12 protein-coding genes are annotated in these 18176 nt (G+C 34.5%); 8 read left to right on the plus strand and 4 right to left on the minus strand.

What is annotated here, in order from left to right; genetic code table 11:
* Positions 1-128 precede the first annotated feature (128 nt).
* The 8 genes from IIF7_RS18620 (at position 129) to IIF7_RS18655 (ending at position 8029) form a co-directional block, all read left to right on the plus strand.
* A complete protein-coding gene (locus tag IIF7_RS18620) occupies positions 129-1682 on the plus strand; it encodes a TlpA family protein disulfide reductase (protein WP_084843194.1) in 1554 nt (517 codons plus the stop codon).
* Positions 1683-1788: 106 nt separating this feature from the next.
* On the plus strand, positions 1789-2478 hold the full coding sequence (locus IIF7_RS18625) for a helix-turn-helix transcriptional regulator (RefSeq protein ID WP_084843195.1): 690 nt from the start codon (positions 1789-1791) through the stop codon (positions 2476-2478).
* Between the two features lie 77 nt (positions 2479-2555).
* Positions 2556-3509, plus strand: a complete 954-nt coding sequence (locus IIF7_RS18630) for an alpha/beta fold hydrolase (RefSeq protein ID WP_217806694.1) — start codon at positions 2556-2558, stop codon at positions 3507-3509.
* A 355-nt stretch (positions 3510-3864) separates the two neighbouring features.
* Positions 3865-4950, plus strand: coding sequence for a hypothetical protein (locus tag IIF7_RS18635; RefSeq protein WP_084843196.1), 1086 nt, complete (start codon positions 3865-3867; stop codon positions 4948-4950).
* A gap of 169 nt (positions 4951-5119) precedes the next feature.
* Positions 5120-6061, plus strand: coding sequence for a hypothetical protein (locus tag IIF7_RS18640; RefSeq protein ID WP_084843197.1), 942 nt, complete (start codon positions 5120-5122; stop codon positions 6059-6061).
* A 65-nt stretch (positions 6062-6126) separates the two neighbouring features.
* The gene (locus tag IIF7_RS18645; RefSeq protein WP_084843198.1) at positions 6127-6918 is read left to right on the plus strand and encodes a TlpA family protein disulfide reductase; all 792 of its coding nucleotides are present in this window, start codon (positions 6127-6129) and stop codon (positions 6916-6918) included.
* A gap of 33 nt (positions 6919-6951) precedes the next feature.
* Positions 6952-7599 carry a class I SAM-dependent methyltransferase gene (locus IIF7_RS18650; RefSeq protein ID WP_084843199.1) on the plus strand — a complete coding sequence of 216 codons (648 nt, stop codon included), beginning with the start codon at positions 6952-6954 and terminating at the stop codon, positions 7597-7599.
* Positions 7600-7780: 181 nt separating this feature from the next.
* Entirely contained in the window at positions 7781-8029 is a 249-nt protein-coding gene (locus IIF7_RS18655; RefSeq protein WP_084843200.1) for a hypothetical protein, read from the plus strand.
* A 155-nt stretch (positions 8030-8184) separates the two neighbouring features.
* Here the strand turns inward: IIF7_RS18655 and IIF7_RS18660 are convergent, their stop codons facing one another.
* The 4 genes from IIF7_RS18660 to IIF7_RS18675 all read right to left on the minus strand — a co-directional run bounded on the left by IIF7_RS18660 (position 8185) and on the right by IIF7_RS18675 (position 18126).
* Entirely contained in the window at positions 8185-10875 is a 2691-nt protein-coding gene (locus IIF7_RS18660; protein ID WP_084843201.1) for a DUF5695 domain-containing protein, read from the minus strand.
* Positions 10876-10977: 102 nt separating this feature from the next.
* Entirely contained in the window at positions 10978-13296 is a 2319-nt protein-coding gene (locus tag IIF7_RS18665) for an alpha-L-arabinofuranosidase C-terminal domain-containing protein (protein WP_084843202.1), read from the minus strand.
* Between the two features lie 39 nt (positions 13297-13335).
* Positions 13336-15030 (minus strand): DUF885 family protein, encoded by a 1695-nt coding sequence (locus tag IIF7_RS18670; RefSeq protein ID WP_084843203.1) that lies wholly within the window; start codon positions 15028-15030, stop codon positions 13336-13338.
* 45 nt (positions 15031-15075) lie between these two features.
* Entirely contained in the window at positions 15076-18126 is a 3051-nt protein-coding gene (locus tag IIF7_RS18675; RefSeq protein ID WP_084843204.1) for a beta-L-arabinofuranosidase domain-containing protein, read from the minus strand.
* Between the last annotated feature and the right edge of the window lie 50 nt (positions 18127-18176).

An 18176-nucleotide genomic window follows, 5' to 3' on the forward strand; every position in this document is an offset into this window, starting at 1 on the left:
TATACTATGACCGTTTTTTGCAGCCTAGTGCCAAATTTGGCAATAACTAAAATATATTTGCTAAATTGTAAACAGCAAAGGCAATGCGCTCCTAGCCTATTTAAAATCCATTTGGCAACTTATTAAAAATGAAATCATCTACATCACTATTATTTTCTTTGCTAATAATCATCTTTATTTCCTGTAAAAAGGAAGAGACAAAACTTGTTACTAAAGTTTCTAAACCCAATAGCATTGTTTTAATTTCTTTAAACGCACCCCAAAAATATGTTCATTTAGTAAAGCAAGATAGTATAGGAAAGATCTTAAAAGATAGTATAGGGCCTAAAGCTATTTGGAGCAAAAATGGCTTTACTTATTTAGACCACATGAATAATATCCAAACCTGGACACCAAAACCTAATGCTCCAGATACTCTAACTATAGAAACTTATCACGATTATCTCGAATTGTCAACAAACAACTTCTTTACCTCAATAAAAGAAACTTTTTTAGTAAAAAATGGCGATACTGTTATTTTCAATTACGAGCACAATATTCCAAAAGGAAAGATTAAAAACAGAGTTATAAATGATGTAGAATTAAATTATAATAGTTATCGGCTTAAAAAGCTATTCGATAATAAATACACCAGCCATTTTCTGATTTTTGGGAACCTCTTTTTAAATGATAGTTTAGAGAAATTTGAACAAAAATCTATCGAATATTATATTCAGGCTAAACAAGATTATGAAAGAGAGGTTAAGCTATTAGACTCATTAAAAGACAATAACATAATCTCTAAAACTAATTATTTATATCGCTTGGATGCATTAAATATGCTTATGAAGAAAAACAAAAGCATAAAAAATATAAAAAAGTGGATCGAGCAAAATGAGACGATAACCGCTACAGAAAAATTTGAAAGAATTTATGAATTCGACTTGTCACAAACAGATTCTTTAATGAAGTTTTCATTTTTTAGAGACTATCTTACAAACATTTCCCAATACAATTTAACCTTAATTGAAGAGAACAATGGAAGTTCGGGAGGCTTTTATATTGACTCCAGAATAAGGTTCGATTCTATTTTAAAAGATCCACGATTTAACCAAACGGCAAAAAATTACCTGTTATTTGATGCCTATCAGGGAATTGGACTCAATTTTAAAGTAAAAGACAAAGAAGCCTATTTTAAAAAACTTCAGGAAAATACAACCAATATTGAAGCACTAAATAAACTGAAGAAAAAATATAAACTTGACTTTAGTAAAACTGAAGAATTGCTTTTAACAAATCTTAAAAACGAGACACTTAATTATAAAACTCTTTTAGAAAACAATCAAGGAAAATGGCTTTACATCGATTTTTGGGCTAGTTGGTGCGCGCCATGTCGAAAACTAATGCCTGAATCTAATAAACTTAGAAAAGAATTAAAAAACCAGAATATTAAATTTCTTTATTTAAGCCTGAATGATAAAAAAGAAGAATGGATTAAAGCACTAAAAAGAGATAGCATTCCAAAACATCAAAATTATTTTATTGAGAACGGAAGCACCTCGAAAGTGATTGAAGATTTAAACATTAAAACAATTCCTCACTACTTAATTTATAATCCAAAAGGGGAATTAGTTAACGGATTTGCCAACCGACCTGGGAAAGGAGCAAAAAAACAATTGATGGAATTAATGACTGCAAACTAAATCTAGTACTAAATACTTAATCGATATTCGATGTTTTTAAGCTATTTTTACAATCATTTTTTCTCGAAATTCAACTTACCAGCGATACATCAACTTAATATTTTAAATGGACTATTCTGAAGTAAATAGACTCTCACGGCTAACAGCAATTCTAATTCAATTACAAACAAAAAATCTTATCACCGCTGCAGAACTGTCCAACAAATTTCAAATTAGTAAAAGAACGGTTTATCGCGATATTAGGGCTTTAGAAAGCGCAGGTGTTCCTATAATTACAGAAGAAGGTAAAGGATATTCATTAATGGATGGCTATAAAATACCTCCTGTTATGTTTACTGAAAATCAGGCAAACGCATTAATTTTGGCTGAACAGTTAGTCTTAAGAAATAATGATGCTTCCTTTATAAAAGATTATTCTGAAGCTATTGAAAAAGTAAAATCCATTTTAAGATATACCACCAAAGAAAAAGCAAATATTCTTGCAAATAGAACACAATATGACGAAGTATTAAATCAAAAACGCAACAGTAATAATTTATCAGATCTGCAAAATGCCCTTACCAGTTACAGGCTGGTAAGTATAGATTACATCAACCAAAATGGTAGCTTTACAACTAGAATAATAGAACCATTCGCTATCTTAAGTACAGAAAACTGGTATGTAATTGCCTGGTGCCGTTTAAGAAATGAATTTCGATTTTTTAGACCAGACAGGATTCAGAAAATGAAAGTACTATCTGAGCATTTTGAACCACATAATATGACGCTGCAGGAGTATTTCGATAAATTTCACTAAGTTTATTATACCCTTGCCATAAGGCTGTCACTGCTCCAATTTAGGTTTGTCGTCTAGTAAACCTTAAATAAAATAGCATGACAACACCATTATCAATTAATTTTACAACACCTAAAATGATTCCCGTTAACGATATTTCACTAGAAGTGTTTGAAGCTGGTACTCAAAACCATGGAAAACCCATCGTATTATGTCACGGATTTCCTGAACATGCTTATGCCTGGCGGTATCAAATCCCGGCTTTGGTTAAAGCGGGTTATCATGTTATTGTTCCTAATCAAAGAGGCTATGGAAACTCATCCCGTCCTGCTGAATTAGAAGCTTACGATATCATTAATCTAACAAATGATCTTGTGGCACTTCTGGATTATTTTGGATATAAAGACGCTACTTTTGTTGGGCAGGATTGGGGAGCAAATGTAGTTTGGAATCTTGCCTTATTGCATCCAAACCGAGTGAATAAAATTATTAATCTGGCTTTGCCGTATCAGGAAAGAGGAGAAAAACCCTGGATCGAGTTTATGGAAGAAGTATTTGGTGCAAACTTCTATTTTGTTCATTTCAATAAACAACCGGGTGTGGCAGACCAGATATTGGAAAAAAATACGGCTCAATTTCTGCGGAATTTATTTCGTAAAAATCTCCCGTTAAAACCTACAATATCAGGAATGTTAATGATTAATCTTGCTGAAGCTGAAAAACCACTGGGTGATCCTATAATGACTGAAAATGAACTGGCGGTATTCATTTCTGCTTTTAAAAAATCAGGTTTTAAAGGAGCTATTAATTGGTATAGAAATTTAGATCGTAACTGGCATATAATGAAAGACATAAAACCACTAATTTCACAACCAACTTTAATGATTTATGGAGAAAAAGATACTATTCCGAAGTCTGAAACTTTAAAAAATGTCGTTACAAATCTAGAAGTAGTTAGCTTAGATTGTGGCCATTGGATATCGCAGGAAAAACCAGAAGAAACAAACAAGGCCATTTTAGCATGGCTGGCCAAACAAGATCTTAAAAACTAAATCCAACATAATAAAATTACTAATCAGGAAGTTGTTATAAAATCACTTTTTTGATTAGCAATAATACATTAGCAAAACTTCATTGATTTGAAGTTTTGCTAATTTTAAAATCAAAAACTATTCTTCAATATTGATTAGACAAAATTTAAAAAAGAACGAACCTAAGATTCGATATTTTAGATATCTTTTCTATTGTAAAATTTTTCAGATTGCATGGTTTCTATCCAATTAAACATTGTAGAAACACTCATTTTACAAGTCAGCCATAAAAAACTACCGTTCAGTAGGATTAATAATGCCTCCTTAAAATTTCATTTGATATTTGGTCTATAATAATTATCAAAATATCTAAAAGATGAAATTTTTAAAATTTGTTGGAAAAACTCTTGTCGTACTTTTAATTCTGAATCTTCTTATTATATCTATATTTTGGATAAGAAATCAAGTTTATAAAGGATCAAAAAACGATGAAAATATTGCCTATTTAAAGGCTAATCATAAAGTAATTTCTGATAATAGTAATGAATATGATTTTACTAACTTCTTTAATAAAGACTTTTACGATTCTAAAATTTTTCTCTTAGGCGAAAATCACGGTTTTGCCGAAACCCAATCCATAGATTTAGAATTATTTAAACATCTTCATCAAACTATTGGCGTTAAATACTATTTAGCTGAAATGGATAGTGTACGTGCTAAAAAATTGAATAGCTTTTTGAATAAAGCTAGCAAAGACACAGTGCTATTAAAACAAATTGTAATCGATATAAAACAAAGAATTCCGCAACAATCTGGCAAGCAACTCTTTAATAAATGGTCTAAATTATACGATTACAATCATAAATTAAAACAGACTGAAAAAATAACAGTTTTAGGAATCGATAAAGATTTTGATGATGAAAGTACCGCAATTTCACGTGATTCTATAATGATATTAAACTTTCAAAATAATATAAAAGACAAAAACATAGAAAATGAAAAATTCTATGGCTTCTTTGGGTTTGCCCATGTTTTACAGGAAGCTTATGGAGAAAACCAACACCGGTCTTTTGCTGCAAGACTAAAAAGAAGTTATCCTAAAAACAAGATTAAAACCTTTGTTTGCTATAATATCGATAGTGAAGTGTATTTTCCAAAAAATGATCAATACCCTTCTCCTAGTGATGGGAAAACAAAAATTTTAAATGAAGATGGCCCTATTATGTTAGTAAAAGGCATCAATGATCTAAAAGTACTCACTAAAGCAAATTCAGTAACATTATTTAACCTTAACAGTGAGGCCTCTCCATATCATTCTTCAAAATACTTAAGCGGTATAAAAGTTAATTTTTTTGGTGGTGATGCTTTATCAAAGTCGCCAAAAGTTCATACTACAGATGTGCTACAGTATGTTTTCTTAATCCGAAACTCCAAAGCTATAAAACCCATTACGGCACAATAATTTTTAGCTTTAATCCGAATAAATTAACTTCAAAAACCTTAAATAATACTATAATTTTAGCTATTTTTAATTAGTAATTTAATTACTAGTTAAAAGCACTTAAATCCCTGTATTTATTAGGGTTGTAAGAATTTATTTCAGCAAAATCATCAATCAAAAATCATCTTTAATGAAACCAGTTAAAGTATTACCTCTTGCTATTTATAGTGTGATATTTTTCATGCTTTCCTGTGATCCAAATCAAAATAATGATCAAGACGAAATTATAGAAATTCAGGATTATAATTTTAGATATGCTTTGTTAAACACCAACGCAGTAGATACAGATAACGACGGTGTTGGCGATAGAAATATCGATCTTAATAATGACGGACAAATTCAATTAGGCGAAATTAAAGGCGTAGAAAGTTTAATTCTTGGGTTTAATTATGGATTAATTCAAAATTCGGTTGATATTAAAGAAATCAGACAGTTCTCGAATTTAAAGTATTTAGAAATTACCAGTAGCGAAGATAATGGTTTTATATTAAGCACCTATTCAGGTAAAATTCCTTATAATTTCAATGCGTTGCATGAATTAGAAGTATTAAAAATAAACCACTTATCCTCAAACAGGTACACCGGTATAGATGTTTCTTACCTTGATAAATTACGCCTGCTAGATCTTACACACAATAGACCTGATGATAATGAATTAGCCCCTGAAGAATGGGAATATCCTACGCATTTTATCAAAGTTTATATGGAAGGCTGCACTAGCTTGGAAGAAATGATCATGGAAAATAGCTTTCTTATTGTCAATTTTTGTGAAGCGCCTTCTATTAAAAAATTAAATATGCGTTATCTGGAAGGTGGCGAGCCAGAAGTATTCGATTTTCATTGCCTGGAGCAGTTAGAAGAACTTGAAATTTCAGAAAATATAATAAATACACTTATCCTTAAAAACGGTTCAGTTTTAAATAAATTTTGGGCAAATTATATAGGAAACTTTGATCTGGCAAATTATCCGTTTGTCAGAGAAGTTTGTATTGATGATATGCCTGAAGAGCTTGAACAAATTTCAGAAATTATAAATGAGGATACGCTTATAACAACAGATTGTATTTTTTAAACCTACATTAAGATTTTAAAGACTTAAATAAGGCTTAACTTAACAGAAATCATTAAATCATCATCATGCAATCCATCAAATCAAGTATTCTTCTTTTGTTCGCTTTTTTAGCAATCGTAACAGGTTGTAAGGAAAAAACACCGCAATTTGGTACGCCAAATGTTGAAATAGCTAGCATTCAAAACCATTTCTTAAAATGGTATAAATACAACAAGATCTATATCGATCTTAGCAAAGATTATCACGCATTAAATTCAAATTCCGAAGAAATAAGTAAACAGGCATTTTTAGAGAAATTAAGTACGGGCAAATATTTTATTGTACGTATGAATTCTACTAAAGAACTTACATTCTACAAATTAGTAGAGATTCCAGAAGATGGAATCAAAACAATAGGTGACCATATTGCTAAACAAGCAGAGCGTGAATTGCGAAATCTTAGTTTTGTAAATACGTCTTTACCAGATTTAGATCTCAAAACTTTAAAAGGAAAGTCTTATGACATAAACCATTTAAAGGATCAATATTTGGTGCTTAATTTTTGGTATACCACCTGTGGAAAATGTAAAACTGAACTGCCAGATATCGAAGCTCTTGCTCAAAAATATAAGTATCGTGATATTAAATTTCTTAACGTGTCGATTAACGAAAAACATACCTTAAGTAATTTTTTAGAGGATAAAGATTACCAGGTAGAAATGTTACGCCTAGACAAAAAATTTGTACTAGACAGCTTAAATATACGCCTGTTTCCTAGCTATTTTATTATCGATCCTAATCAAAAAGTTATTAAGGTTTCGAATAATTCTAAACAATTAGAAAAAAGGCTTAAAGAAATCCTAGCTGAATTAAAATGATTATATTTCAGGCTTCAACCTTTTAAATCATACATGGAGTATTCAAAAAAACCAGGGAAATACTATGTAGATTCCAGACCAGAAATGCAGGCTTTATTACCAACCAAAGCCAAGAAAATCTTAGATGTTGGCTGTGGCCAGGGTGCGATGAGTGCAGAACTTAAAAAGCAAAAAGAGATCGAGGCCTGGGGAATCGAGTTTATGGAAGATGAAGCAAAAATGGCCGAAAAACGTCTGGATACTGTTATTAATTCGAAGTTAGAAGATGCTATAGAGCTGTTGCCAGACGATTATTTTGATGCTATTTATTTAAACGATGTATTAGAACATTTGGCCTATCCAGAAGACGCATTAAAAAAGATTAAAACCAAACTGAATGAAAACGGAGTGATTATTAGTTCTATTCCAAACATTCGCTCACATAAAGTAATTACCCGTTTTATTTTTCAGGGCGATTGGAAATATCAAAAATCTGGCGTGATGGATTATACACATCTTCGTTTTTTTACCTCTAAAAGTATTAAAAGAATGTACGAGGATAACGGTTTTGAAATTATAGAGCATTTTGGCATTAATAAATCTAAATCTTTAATGCCTTACGTTTATAACATCGTTTTGCTTTGCACTGCTTTAGATTGCTTTTACCCGCAATTCGCAACCATTGCAAGAAAGTCTGCTTAAGATCAAGAATATTAAAATTCAGTATAAATTATAGAATATCGGTTTTTATCAAGCCAATATTCTATAATTCTGAATACATTTTTTCTGGCTTTAAACTAAGCTTTTAATTTTCACAGTTTTTTAAAATAATTCCCTTCTCTTTTTTCTAAATTGAAGCTATTGCCGCATTAAATTGAGAGACATGAAATTATTTTTTAGAACAATCATCGGTTTTATATTGGCGATATTAGCCATTTCACCCTTCATTTTTATAGGATTGTCTTTATACGATGCTTTCCCTAATTTCTACGGAATTATAGCATTAGGAATCATATCTATACTGAGTTTATGGATCGCTTATGGTATTTTTAAGCTCATAAAAGGCAAAGGAATATTAAAAATACTAAGTTACCCCTACGCATCTCCAGATTTGGATAAAATTAAACAGTAAATTGTCTAAGCTTATTAAATTTTTAATGATATCGGTTTGAAGTAGAGTATCTCTATACAATTGAAATATAAAAGCATAAAAAAAGAGAGGCAAAACCTCTCTTTTTAACACATCAAAAACAATTAAAACTATATTGAATAACTAACAATCCAATCTTATTCTATACTTATAGATATAGATTTCTTTTTCAACGGAATTTTATAAGCACCGTTCATTTTATCGAATTTCAGACCTAATTCTTTATTTGATCTTAAATAAGCTTCCGGGCTATCCTTAGTTTTATCATTTAAAACCAATTCTATTTCGCCTGAAGATTTATCATAGATCAATTCTTTAAAAGTACCTGCATCTAGGGTTAACCATAATCCTTTTGGTTCAAAATAGATCTTACTTTTTGCGGCAGTAGTTAGGCTTACGATAATTTCATCATCATCTTCCTCGATATTTCCACCAAAAGAAAGCCATCCTAAATCTTCGTTTTTGGTAACATACGTAGCGGTATTAATCGCATAACCAAAGAAGTTAGATCCATAATCTCCAGATAGGTAATCGATTCTCATGGTAGATGGATACGAGTGGAAAGCTGCAGATCCAAATCCATCTTTTGTGATGTTAGAAATCGCTCCTAGAGTTCCGCCATAACCAACTTTTAATAGATAGAAATCTGGATTATTTCTATAAGCTTTTAAAACCGGGATCGCATTTAAACCAGATCCATAATGATGAATTTGGCGTTCTACTCTGGATAATTTACCTCCGTAAAGGAAATCCCAATATCTACGTGCGTTACCGTTATAAGCCCAGTGTGGCATTGTTGGCATGTACGCTAGGATCGCATTTAAAGTAACGTTTGCTTTTTGCTGATATCCAAAATAATCACTCCACATAAATACTTCTTCCTGCCCGGTAGAATCCCAAGGCATTTCGCTACCAAATGGATAATTTAAAGACTTCCAGTGATCTGCTCTTTTCTTCATTGAAGCTTCTAAGCTGGTCGCCATTTCGGTTAATCCTTCTGCTTGTAGATCTTTTAAAATGTTTAAGAATACTGTTCCTTCCATTTGTCCAAAAACAGCATACCAGGGCGCTAATTCTGGCATCGTAACAGAGGTGTGATATGCCTGCTCTAAATACCATTTCCAATCATGATTATCTACCAATCCTTCGTGATATCTAGATAAACGATACATTACCCAGTAAGCAGCGGCTACGTGAGGATAGTTATACGATCTTCCTGGATCACCGGCATGCTCTTTATTCCATGCTGCCCAAGTGTTATAGTTTATATCGTCACGGTATGTTCCTTTTGGTAAAGAATCTGGCTCGTAATAAAAAATACTTTTCTTAACTCCGTATTTTCTTTTTCCTTCATCATACTGAATACCACCCCAAAGAGTTTCATCAATAAATAATTCCAGTTTTTCGATCTCTGCTTTTTCTGGCTGAATAAGTTGCTTCATCATGGCTCCTAACCAGCTACCAGCACCACCTTCATCACTTAATCCGGCTACCCATGCACGACTGTCCTGAGTAATTTGCTTTTTATCTTCGTAATCATAAGAGATCACCGAGTTTGTTCTTCCAAAGAATTCATCAGGTTGATCAAACCACTGCTCGGTCATCAAGAAATGTCCAAAATCATCGACAACTTCGGTTTCTGGCTTAATAACATTATAATTGATGGTTTGTTCTAAACCGTCTGTATAAGTAACCGTTACGCGGCTTCTACCCCAAATATTTCCTTTTACCTGATATTCAGTAAATCCGGCACCTTTTTTTCCAGTCTCTGTAATGCTAATCGCTCCTTTTGGTTCTACCAAAATCTCTTCTACAGCTTCTGGATAGTTAAGGAATAATTTTCCGTCCACATCCATTGGCAACACATAACCTGGCACACCAACGGCTACCGGTCTTTGCTCTTCAATTAATTTATCCTGAATTTCTTTAATGCTAGGCGCCAATACAAACTTCAAAGCGAAATTCTGCGTTTCACCCGCTCCAAGGCTCAAAGAAGTTGGCTTATTCCACTGGTCTTTATCTTTCCACTCTTTTTCAGCATAAGCTTTACTAAGCGCCATCCATTCGTGAACACCTTCAAACACAATACTTCTATTGGTAGGATCGTCATTTAATGGTCGATAGGCTTCAAATGGCATATTACTCTCTGGTAACACCAATAAAGCTTCGCCTTCGCCTGTAAGATGTTTTACTTCTAAATACCCGGCATCGTTCCCAATATATGGGTCAAAAAATACATTATCGGCATGCGTTTCATCTAAATGCTTTCCTTCTAAAATGTTATTGAAAGCCATTGGCGTTCCTAAAGCACCAATTTCAACAGATTTGCTCGTTGGGTTTGTAATTTCAAAACGTAAAACCAAACCACCGTCTTTTTTCTCGTAGTATCTTTTAATACTAAGTGGATTTTCCTCACCTAAAGTATTACTAAGATCGGCTGCTGCTAAAACATTACCGGACACCGATAAAGCTTCTACTTTTTTACGATGCTTAGCCGTAGAAAAAGACTTCCATTCGCCATCTTCTCCTTTTATTCTGAAGTTTAGATCGCCAATATAATAGATACCATCTTTATCCCGAATTTCGATACGTTCACCCGGAGTAAAATCGAAATCTGGATCTGAATTTGGGTATAAGCCCGCTACGGTTTGTGAGGCATTTACCAGTTTTAGTGTAAATTCGTCGGTTTTTACCTCAGTAAAACCTTCTTCGATCCCAAGTGTAGATTCCCGGTCTTTAAGGTTATCCCAATAGGTAGATTCCTGCTGTGCATTTGCCGTTATCGTTATCAAAAACAATAAAAGCAATGTCTGTAATTTAGTTTTCATGTTCATTTTTTACTCAATTCTCAAGAATTACATCCAAAAATGGCTAATCCTGACTTCTATTTTTAATGTTTTTTTCGTCGGAAAAGTATTTCTCTAGCCGACTTATTTATTCACTTTAAACTTATAGATTCCTGCGCTTTCCTTCGGAATTTCTATAGCGTTTTCTGAAATTTCTATTCCAGCTTCAGAAATACTAATACGCTCTTTATTTTCTTCATCATTAAATACCATATCATTTTCTCCTGAAATAATAAATGATTCTCCTGAAGTAGCTATGCTTTCTGAAATTCCGTCTAATTTTAAAGATTGTGTCTCATGCGTAGCGTTTACTACTGAAATTGTAAGAAATTCGCCATCTTCTGTTAGCGTGGCTGAAACATCTAAAGGCTCTGGCGATCCGGTAAATTCAACCGGCTGCGTACCAAATTCCTGACGATATAATTTTAAGACTAATCCTGTTCCTTCTAACCAGGCATCGGTCTTTGTGGTTTTTATCGCTCCAATTACATTTACGGTTTGAGCATAATTAGCCATATAATAAATATCAGACTGGCGAGAGAATTCATTCAATCCTGCAGCAATACCTAAAGCGTCTCTTAAAAAGTAACGTGTACCTAATAAACCGTAAACATGCGGCCCATACCAGTAATTCCACTCGTCCATCGCTATCTTGATATTCTTCTCTGCAATGCCAGGGATTTCTCTACGAGCTCTTCTATGTTCTTCAGCTACCGCCGCGATTACTTCTGGCATTTGATTAACGTGAGTTAACAATCCACCGGCATGCCAGTTTTGTTTGTAAAAGTGCTCACTAATAAAGGTCATATATTCTGCACTATTCTTGTACATCATATCATTCCATTTACCAGGATAACCAACAGCAATAAGATCGATGTTTGGATCTACATCCCACATTGCCTTAGCCACTTTATTATGCTTTTTCACATAATCTTCAATTGGCATATGGCCTAACTGCCAATCACCAAACATTTCGTTTCCTACGGCCCAAAGTTTCACATTATAAGGTTCTGGATGCCCATTTTCAGCTCTCCATTGTCCCATTTTTGTAGAAGCAGCTCCGTTAAAATATTCAACTTCGTTAGCAGCAAGTTCTGCCGTTCCAAGACCGGTATTTACTGCAATATTCGCTTTAGTTTCTAAGATCTCACAAAGCTGCATAAATTCGTGAATACCAACATCGTTATATTCTAAACCATTCCAGGCTCTTTCAAATTTCGTAGGACGTTTATCGGGATCGCCAATACCATCTTTCCAATCGTAACCCGAAACAAAATTTCCACCAGGCCATCTGTAAATTGGCGCATCTAATTGTTTCATTAGTTCGATCACTTCAGGGCGATATCCTTTAATATTGTCGTTTGGCATTAAAGAAGCTGCAGCTAAAGTTAGTTTACCAGTTCCTTCAAAAGTGATCTCTAAACTTCCATTATCACTGGCTTCTTCAGAAGAAAACTCAAAAGTTATTTTATGAAAATTACTGCCAGAAACATCGAAATTCTCTTCATTTCCGTTTAATGCAACAGTAACTTTTTTAATACCATTTCCTTTAAAAACCAATCGGCCTTCGTAAGTTTTTCCAGAAACAAGCGCTAATTTTTGTTGTTTTAAGCTTAAACTATTTTCTACCTGATACACCGGTAATTTTCCCTGTGAATATGTATATGAACTATCGATGCTAACCAAATTGGTATCTACAGCTGTTTCCCAAGGTGATTTTTTGGTACCCGGAACATAATAAAATTTACGATCATCCAGCATTTCTGCCCACATACCGCCGTAAATCGATTTTCCCATGTGCTCTATAAACTGCCCATAGATATATGGCGACATAGGATCTAATTTTTCTTCCAGGTTTACGGTAATTTCCGGTTTTAATTCTTTAGCTGAAATTTCTTCTAACTGAAAATTATCGAAATAGATCTTTCCTTTTGCCTGTCCTCTTTTTCCAAGTAAAAGCTCTAGCATAAAGCTATCGTCCATTTCTGTAGAGAATTCCATGTCGACTTTTGTCCAATCGGTATCTCCTTTAAAAATAATATCACCTGTAAATTCAAATTTTCCAAGTCGTAGTCCGGCACCACTATATTCGCTTTCGCCTTCTACGCCTTCAGTTTTTACAAAACCAGTTACTTTATAGGTAGCAAAAGGTTTTACATCAATTTTTTTAAACCAACGTTCAGCAGTTAAGGTATCTGAAGATAACATAAGTACCTGCGAATCGTATTGATCTGAAGCTGCATCTTTATAATGAGCCGGTGCGCTCCAGGGCTCGTATTGCCAGCCGCTTTCTTTTATATCGCTATCCTTTGCCGGAGATAATAAATTTTCGTTTTCTTCTTTTCCGCAAGACCATAGTGTACAGACTAGAAGCAAAAGAAATAATACGTTTAATTTTTTCATTTAATGAGTTTGAGTTAGAGTTATTTTGAGTGTAATGATTTACTTAAATTCGGTTGAGAACTTCCAGTTTGCTTTATAATTTTTAGGAATTTCTTTGTCTTCTAGTAACAAACGAAGTACAGCCACAGGCATCATATGTTCTTTCATCACGCGGTCGTGGAATTCTTTTTCTGTCCATCCCTTTTCTAAAAGTTCATTTCTAAGGGCATAAAACTGAAGTCCACCGATCATATACGCTAATTGATATAATGGCGGGGTGTACGATGTTGCAAAAGATCGGCGAACTTCAGCTTCAGCATTGGCATACTCATGTCCTACTTCGTCTACTAACATGTCTATACATTGTTGCGGAGTCCATTCTCCTAACTGGTATTTTAAAGAGAAAATGATACGTGCACAACGGTGAATTCTCCAAAAAAGCATTCCCATTTTTTCTTCCGGAGTACGTGGGAAGTCTTTATTCCACAAAATGATTTCCCAGTAAAGTGCCCAACCTTCCATCCAAAAAGGAGTATCAAATGAACTACGATAAGGTTTATTTCGCTGGTTCATATAAAATTGAAGATTGTGCCCCGGGTGCAATTCGTGTTGTACGGTAGGAAATGAGAAGTTTGGATTATTACCACGCATACTCATTAATTTATCTTCGTGCTCCATTCCTTCTGTTGGATACGAGATACTAATTTCCCATCCACCGGTAAAAAACGGATTCACTTTTTGTCTTTCTGGCGTCATCATGATCATTCCCCAGGTTTCTTTTGCCAGCTCTGGGATCGTAATTAGATCGCGCTCTTCGATAAATTCTACTGAATGATCGTATAAACTATTAATCGCTTCTGGCTGTTTTCCAGGCGCTACATAGGTGTTTTTTACGTGCTCTAAAGCCGCTTTCCAATCGTCACCATAACCCATTTCGTTTGCCGCTTTGATCATTTCAGCTTTACACCATGCAAACTGACTTTCAGCAGTTTCGATTAATTCTTCCGGAGTGTACGGAATAAACTCATATTCGAGGTTTTTGATCAATGTTTTTCTACCTACCGGTTTTCCTATAATTCCGCTGCCGTCGTCTTTCTGACTATCTTTTGAATAGTTTTCGCTAAGAAATTCAGCATATTCCTTCAGTTTTTGATCTAAAGAAGCATACGGAGTCTTCATCCACCAGGTAAAATCTGGATCGTAATCATAATAGAACTTATAGGCTTCTCCTAAACCACGTTGAAGCGAATAAATGATCGCTGCAGCCTTTTCAGCCTTCAACCAATCTTCAAATTCGTTATTTTTAAGCGCTTTTATTTTTTCTGAAATCTTCTTTTCAGCATCATTAAAAGCCATCGCCAAAGCTTTTGCATCTGGCTGATTTCCTCTTCTTCTTTGCTTAATAAAAGAGTACAAATTATCTGCAAAATCAACTACAGACGCAACTTCCTTGAAAGCATCGTAATCCTGATTTAGCAAATATTCTTCTTTTTCGATCAGGTTTCTTAAAAGCACATAATCTGCTTTTCCATCTTTCGATAAACCATTAAAATCAATATCCTTTAGTTTGGTTTCCCATGCTGAATAAAATTGATTGTAACGCTCGTAGTATTCTTTAGATTCACGAATATTATAAGTACGTCTTAACGCAAATTTATCGGCTCTAAAGGTGTTAATTACATCGATCATTTCATTAGCATAAATGCTACTGGAAAGGCTTATAAATACGAAAAGACAACTTAATAATTTCTTCATAATGTAATCTGAGATATTAGGTTTTAGAATTCTGATAAAAAAGTATTATTCAAGATCTACATCCAGATACACTGAATGTCTACCATAGGTTTCGTAAAATGGTTTGTAGATAATCCCGTCGATCTCGAAAGTAAGCTCCTCTGGATTTCCTTTAATTGATGCTCCAATATCTTCAGCATCAAAATTCACTTTACGCCATTCTGTTCTTGGTTCGTCTTCCTGCGCTGCTAATAACACAGGACCATAAAATAAACTTGCGATATTTTGCTGATCCATCACAGGATCTAAATGGAAACCAAATGGCATTGTTAATTCTACCGTATCACCATCTCTCCACTTTCTACTTAGCGTTAAATACGTTCCTGGTGTAGCTTCTACACTTTCTTCTTTACCGTTGATTTTAACGATAAATCTTTTAGTTGCCCAACCTGGTACACGTAATTTAAGATCGAACTTTCCTTTACCGTTAATCGTTAATTTGGTATGATCTTCTTTAGGGAAATTAGTTTCCTGTGTCACTTTTATTTTCTCTTCATGCCAATGCAAGGTCGATGGCACGTATAGATTCACGTATAAAGATTTATTATCTGCTCCTTTAAAATAGATCGAATTCTGAAGTTTTGTACTGCTCTCTAAAGCTGTACCATTACAACAGGTAAAACCGGTCATATTTGGGTTTCCAAAACTTTTTCTTGATCCAGGACGCAACGGAACATGATAGGTGTTTGCCGGAGAATCTTCAGCTACTGAAGCTAAAATATGATTGTATAAGCCGCGTTCGTAATAATCCATAAGTTCCGGGCGCTGCTCGTAAAGGAATAAATTACGAGTAAGTTTTAGCATATTGTAAGTTGCACAGGTTTCGTTTTGCCCACCGGCAGATAAACCATTTTCGTATAAAGTTCCCGGTTGTGCTATAAAACATTCGGCATTTGCAGGATTTCTGGCTCCGGCAACACCACCAATACTGTACATATAATCGTTAGTAGCTTTCACCCAAAAGTTATCGGCTACATTAAAATATTCCGATTTATCTGAATCACGATACATTTCCAACGCACCAACGATCTGTGGGATATGTTGATTGGCATGTAATCCTCTAAAAGTATCTACGTTTTTAGCTAAACCATGAGAATGATTGGCGTCCCCGAAAAATACTTTGATATTATCAAAAAGTCGGGCGGTTTCTAAATAAGCATCTTTTCCTGTGATTCTATATAAACGTGCCATAGCTTCGTTCATTCCACCAAACTCTCCAGCGATATAGCGATTCCACATGCTAATAAGGGTTTCGGTTGGTAACTCATTAAGACGAGCATACACCCAGTCTCCCATTCCTTCTGCAACCGCTAAAGCTTTTTTGTTTCCGCTTACTTCATAGATATCCATTAATCCAGCAAGGATCTTATGAAGCGTATAATATGGTGCCCAAACCTGTGTTTCCTGTCCGCCATAAGTAGCGCCTTCTTCCAGCATAATAAATTGATCTGGTGGATAGGCACTAATAAATCCTTCTCCCCAGTTCCAATAATCGGTACGGATACCTTCTTCACTTAGATCTGAACTATAGATCTCTTTTCCTGGTCCCATAGGAACCGTAGTTGGATCGGCGTTGAATTCGCCACCTTGTTCAGCAGGCTTTCCAGACATTTCCGATAAGTCGTATAAAGTATTCACCATATACGCCATTTTATCGGCAAAATTTTGCTGTAATTCTTTATCGTAACCACTGCTTGCGTAAGCCTGTGCGATTGCCGTTAAATAGTGACCAGAAGCATGGCCTCGTAGTTTTGTTTCCTGCGTATCCCAAACGCCAAGTGGTTTTGCACCTTCCGGTTGCTCTTGTCCAAAAGCATTTCTGAACATATATAAGAATGAATCGGGATCGGTTTCAGCAAGCGTATTTATAAATTTATCACGATTTTCAATGAATTTCGTGTTTTGGCCATTCGCATTGGCATCTAAACTTACCGCGTCTAAACCAAAAGCTTCTAAGGCTCTGGATGGTTTTTCAGCAGCAATAGTTTGCACTACATTAACGGTCGCTTTAGGTTTCAAATCTGTTCCGGCTACGCTTCCAGTTACCGTATAAGTCCCGGTTTTTAAAACTTCGCTATTATCTGTTGGTGCTGGCCAGGTTACTTTTACTTTTGGTCCTTTTAAGCCATTTTTATAAGTTCCTTCTAGTGTTCTTGGCAATCTTGGTAAAACGCCTACTGCAGTTTGTACTTCAATATCTTCTACGGAAGTTAAAAACTCATTGTACAGTTGCGGAGCGGTTCTTGAAAATTCAGGTAGGTTATCCTGAGGTTCTTTATGCTCGTTTACCACACCATCACGCTTTTTAAAGGCATTTTCAAAAATTCCTTTTACCTGAGTATCGGTAAGTCCTATTCTATAAAGTCTAAAATCATGAATACTGGCATCTAAAGCAGGCTTGTCTTCAGCAATAGATCGACCAATATATAATTCGTTTTCTTCGCCAGATTCTACATTAAAAACATCTGATAATTCAAGATCGATATCTTCTTCTAAACTTACCTGAACGCCGTTGATATAGGTTTTTATAGCTTTCGAAGGAACATCGATTACCAATACCAAATGCGACCAACGATCTTTTGGAACTTCAGCTACAGAAGTCGATAATTTGTATTTTTTGCTTGAATTTTTAGCGACTTCAGCTGTGAAATCTTTCGTTTCTCCAATTCCGAAGGGAGCCAAATAAGCGTGCGTATTTTTATTTTTTCCGAAGTCAAAAAGAATTTGGTCAGTATCTGTCGAATTTAACTTGACCCAACCAACCATACTAACCGACTCAACATTGCTTAATGCGGAAGATGGTAAAGAGATATATGCATCTCCTGAAAGTGACAGCACATTTTTAAATAACTCGTCTTTTACAAATTTCGCGTCACCTTTAATCGTTGCATGCAGGTTATTACGAGACCAATCCTTGGCATCCTTATCAAAAACATAGCGGGCAATTAAACCTGTTTCTCCAATTCCGTCAAGAATTTGATCACCCTGAGCGCGGACTTCAACTAATCCTGCGATCATAGCGCAAATAAAACAGGTGACAATTTTGTACAATTTCATATTATAAATCTTTCGGTATAAAAAATTAAGCTTGTTTCTACGATTCTTAG

The sequence above is a fragment of the Zunongwangia atlantica 22II14-10F7 genome (assembly GCF_002094855.1).
GTDB lineage: Bacteria > Bacteroidota > Bacteroidia > Flavobacteriales > Flavobacteriaceae > Zunongwangia > Zunongwangia atlantica.

What these genes read in the sequence shown, in the direction of transcription:
- IIF7_RS18640 (WP_084843197.1), top strand. Translation starts at nt 5,120, where the DNA reads ATGAAACCAGTTAAAGTATTACCTCTTGCTATTTATAGTGTGATATTT.
- IIF7_RS18665 (WP_084843202.1), bottom strand. Translation starts at nt 13,296, where the DNA reads ATGAAAAAATTAAACGTATTATTTCTTTTGCTTCTAGTCTGTACACTA.
- IIF7_RS18635 (WP_084843196.1), top strand. Translation starts at nt 3,865, where the DNA reads ATGAAATTTTTAAAATTTGTTGGAAAAACTCTTGTCGTACTTTTAATT.
- IIF7_RS18655 (WP_084843200.1), top strand. Translation starts at nt 7,781, where the DNA reads ATGAAATTATTTTTTAGAACAATCATCGGTTTTATATTGGCGATATTA.
- IIF7_RS18660 (WP_084843201.1), bottom strand. Translation starts at nt 10,875, where the DNA reads ATGAAAACTAAATTACAGACATTGCTTTTATTGTTTTTGATAACGATA.
- IIF7_RS18650 (WP_084843199.1), top strand. Translation starts at nt 6,952, where the DNA reads ATGGAGTATTCAAAAAAACCAGGGAAATACTATGTAGATTCCAGACCA.
- IIF7_RS18645 (WP_084843198.1), top strand. Translation starts at nt 6,127, where the DNA reads ATGCAATCCATCAAATCAAGTATTCTTCTTTTGTTCGCTTTTTTAGCA.
- IIF7_RS18670 (WP_084843203.1), bottom strand. Translation starts at nt 15,030, where the DNA reads ATGAAGAAATTATTAAGTTGTCTTTTCGTATTTATAAGCCTTTCCAGT.
- IIF7_RS18625 (WP_084843195.1), top strand. Translation starts at nt 1,789, where the DNA reads ATGGACTATTCTGAAGTAAATAGACTCTCACGGCTAACAGCAATTCTA.
- IIF7_RS18630 (WP_217806694.1), top strand. Translation starts at nt 2,556, where the DNA reads ATGACAACACCATTATCAATTAATTTTACAACACCTAAAATGATTCCC.
- IIF7_RS18675 (WP_084843204.1), bottom strand. Translation starts at nt 18,126, where the DNA reads ATGAAATTGTACAAAATTGTCACCTGTTTTATTTGCGCTATGATCGCA.
- IIF7_RS18620 (WP_084843194.1), top strand. Translation starts at nt 129, where the DNA reads ATGAAATCATCTACATCACTATTATTTTCTTTGCTAATAATCATCTTT.